Source organism: Streptomyces sp. NPDC058240 (assembly GCF_042882135.1).
Lineage (GTDB): Bacteria > Actinomycetota > Actinomycetes > Streptomycetales > Streptomycetaceae > Streptomyces.
On record NZ_JBHVWT010000006.1, the window covers coordinates 1 to 2,929 of the forward strand.

Genomic DNA, 2,929 nt, shown 5'->3' on the forward strand with positions numbered 1-2,929 from the left:
AGGGGTTTCGTGGTGGGGGGGGGGGATGGGGGGGTGGGTGGGGGGGAGAGGGGGCGGGGGGGGGGAAACGCGGGGGGGGGTGTCCCCTCTTTTGGGGAGCGGCCCCCGCCGCGCTTCACCTGGACGGCCTGACGGACCGCGCCCTACTGGAGGAGGTAGTGGCGCTGGGCGCGGAACTTCTCGACCATGGCCGCGGGGGCCTTCTCCGGCGAGCCCGCGTCGTACGGCGGCTGCGGGTCGTACTCGGTCAGCAGCTGTACGGCCAGGGCGTGTTCGTCGCCCGAGATCCGGCCTGCCAGGGTGAGACCCATGTCGATGCCGGACGAGACGCCCGCCGCGGTGACGTACTTGCCGTCGATGACGACACGCTCGCCGGTCGGCTCGGCGCCGAGCTCCTTCAGCACGTCCAGCAGGAGCCAGTGCGAGGTGGCGCGCCGGCCCGTCAGCAGTCCGGCCGCGGCGAGCAGCAGCGAGCCGGTGCAGACGGAGGTGGTCCAGGTGCTGGTGGCATCGGCGGTGCGCAGCCAGCCGAGCAGCACCTCGTTCTCCATCTGGTCGCGCTGGCCGGGGCCACCGGGAACGATCACCACGTCCGGTGCGGGCACGTCGGCGAGGGTCTTTTCGGCGACGAGCGCGAGGGTGCCGGTGTCGTTGCGCACGGGGCCGGTCCGCTCGGCCACGAACACGGTCTCGGCGCCGGGGGTGCGGGCGAGCATCTCGTGGGGGCCCACCGCGTCGAGTGCGGTGAAACGGTCGAAGAGGACGATGGCGATCTGCATGGGGTTCCCTTTCGCGGTCGAGCGGTCAGGCGGTCGGTCGGTCGATGGCGGGATGGGTGCGGAAGCGTCGGCGGTATTCGGCGGGCGCGGTGCCCAGGGCCTTGATGAACGCGCGGCGCATGGCCTCCGGGGTGCCGTAGCCGCAGGCGCGTGAGATTCCGGTGACACCGTCGGTGGTGTCCTCCAGCAGCCTGCGGGCCTGTTCGAGGCGTACGCGGTCGACATAGCGGCCCGGCGTGAGGCCCGTCTCGGACTGGAAGGCACGCGCGAAATGACGGGGCGAGAGGCGGGCCCGAGCGGCGAGCGCCTCGACGCAGAGGTCCTCGCCGGGGTTCTCGGTGATCCAGTGCTGGACCTCGCGCAGTGGTTCGCGCCGGGCGGTCTGGGCGGTGAGCTGGGCGCTGAACTGGGCCTGGTTGCCGGGCCTGCGCAGAAAGACCACGAGGTGCCGGGCGATGCTGAGCGCGATGTCCCTGCCGTGGTCCTCCTCGACGAGTGCGAGGGCCAGGTCGATACCGGCGGTGACTCCGGCGGAGGTGGCCAGCCTGCCGTCGCGCACGAAGATCGGGTCCGGGTCGACCTCGACGGCCGGGTGACTGCGGGCGAGGTGCTCGCAGACGGTCCAGTGCGTGGTCACCCGGTGCCCGTCCAGCAGCCCGGCCTCGGCGAGCAGCAGCGCGCCCGTGCAGACGGAGACGAGCCGTTCGGCGTGCGGGGCGTGCGCCCGCAGCCAGTCGACGAGTGCCGGGTCGGGGGTGCGGGTGCCCTCGCCGCCGGGGACGAGGAGGGTATGGGGCCGTTCGGCGTCGGCGAGGCCGCCGTCCGGGACGAGGACGAGGCCGCTGCTCGTACGGACCGGGGCGCCGTCGAGCGAGGCGGTGCGCAGTCCGTACCCGGCCCCGCGGAAGCGGGAGGCCCCGGCGAAGACCTCCACCGGCCCGGCGACATCGAGGCTCTGGACGCCGTCGTAGAGGACGACGAGTACGGATCGCTGCGTCATGGCTGCCATCCTGGTCGGTCCGGAATATGGCCGCAATGACGAAGAGCCCACCTTTTCTGCCATGCCACGATCACCGTGAAGTTCGACGCCGCCCGGGGTTTCCAGGCATACCGACCGGTCGGTAATGTGTCCTCATGAGTACTCTGCCGCCTCGCGCCGGACGCCGCTGTCACAACGCCATCAACCCGCTGCACTCGACGGTCTACTTCTCCCCCGACCTCGGCAAGGAGCTCGGGGAGCTCGGCATCGACGACTCGAACGCCGCCTACTTCGCCGCGCGTTCGGCGGCGATGGGTGCCGTCGGTCCGGGCACGGTCACCGCCGCGTTCTACAACTTCAACCACGACCTCGTGGCGCGGCACCTGCCCGCCGTGTGGTCCGTCGCCTCGCCGCAGGCGGTCCTGGACGCCCGGCTGCGCGCCGCCGACACCACCCTGCGGCGGCTGCTGGGCGAGGAAATCATCGCCTCCCCGGAACTGGCCGAGGCGGCCGAACTGGCATTGCGCGCGACCGAGGGGTGCACCCGACACGCCCGGCCGCTCTACGCCGCGCATGCCGATCTCCCGGTGCCCGAGCAGCCGCATCTGGCGTACTGGCACGCCGGCACGCTGCTGCGCGAACACCGCGGCGACGGCCACCTCGCCGCGCTCCTGACCGCCGGCCTCGACCCGCTGGAGGCGCTGGTCAGCCACACGGCGTCCGGCAAGGGGATGTCCTCGCGCTGGGTGCTCGCCACCCGCGGCTGGCACCGCGACGACTGGGACGAGGCCTGCGAGCGGCTGCGCGGGCGCGGACTCCTGGACACCGAGGGCGAGTTGACGGAGGCAGGCGTCGCGCTCCGCTCGGAGCTGGAGGAGGCCACGGACCGGCTGGACGCGGCCCCGTACGAGCACCTGGGCGCGGAGGGTGTGGAGCGGCTGACCGAGCTGGGGCGCGGGTTCCTGTTCACTGCGGCGTCGGCGGGCGCGTTCCCGGCCGATCTGATGGGGAAGGACTGAGAGCCTGTCGGGCCGACAACGGGGGTGGGGGGGGGGGGAGGGGAGGGGGAAACCCACCACACCCCCACAAAAAAAGCCCCCCCCCCCCCCCCCCCCCCACCAAAACCACACCCACAAACAAACACGGCAGAGCACGGGCAAACCCCCCCCCA

Annotated in this window: 3 protein-coding genes; 1 reads left to right on the plus strand and 2 read right to left on the minus strand. The window is 72.6% G+C overall.

From position 1 onward, the window contains the following. Positions 1-143: 143 nt before the first annotated feature. Together ACFVX4_RS13865 and ACFVX4_RS13870 are read right to left on the minus strand one after the other, a co-directional pair. On the minus strand, positions 144-779 hold the full coding sequence (locus tag ACFVX4_RS13865) for a DJ-1/PfpI family protein (RefSeq protein ID WP_389975843.1): 636 nt from the start codon (positions 777-779) through the stop codon (positions 144-146). Positions 780-804: 25 nt separating this feature from the next. After that, positions 805-1,779 carry a GlxA family transcriptional regulator gene (locus ACFVX4_RS13870; protein WP_389975846.1) on the minus strand — a complete coding sequence of 325 codons (975 nt, stop codon included), beginning with the start codon at positions 1,777-1,779 and terminating at the stop codon, positions 805-807. Positions 1,780-1,913: 134 nt separating this feature from the next. Here ACFVX4_RS13870 and ACFVX4_RS13875 point away from each other — a divergent pair, with 134 nt between their 5' ends. Then, entirely contained in the window at positions 1,914-2,777 is an 864-nt protein-coding gene (locus ACFVX4_RS13875; protein ID WP_389975849.1) for a hypothetical protein, read from the plus strand. Positions 2,778-2,929 lie beyond the last annotated feature (152 nt).